This window comes from Polaromonas sp. P1_G1 (assembly GCF_056405595.1).
On sequence record NZ_JBFUBU010000294.1, the window covers coordinates 1 to 365 of the forward strand.

The 365-nt window shown below is 60.0% G+C and carries 1 protein-coding gene; it reads left to right on the top strand.

Features of this window, described 5'->3' with window-relative positions; all coding sequences use genetic code 11:
• The coding region (locus tag AC1D1Y_RS26910; RefSeq protein WP_477685026.1) for a hypothetical protein at positions 1-365 on the top strand (365 nt) is incomplete at both ends.

Sequence of the window (365 nt, forward strand, 5' to 3'; positions counted from 1 at the left end):
GTTCTGGCTATTGTTGGTCGGTGTCGGCGCACAAGCAGCCACCTACGCCTACCGCTCCGACACATTCGCCTACGACACGCCTTCGGGCGCGGCCACCAGCTTAACCTGGCATACCAGCGGCGCAGCACCCGGGTGCACCTCCTACCCCAATGGGGACGATGACTGGGCAGATGTTGCCTTTCCCTCGGGTTTTACTTTTACTTTTGGGGGCGTCAACTATTCCAGTGTACGGGTGTATTCCAACGGCATCTTGGCGTTTGGTACTGACGTATCTGGCTTCCACCGCGAATACACACCGCGGGCCTTGCCGATCAATGCTGCGGGGCCCGCGCTTGCGGGCTGCGTGAATGCTGTACCAACCAAGC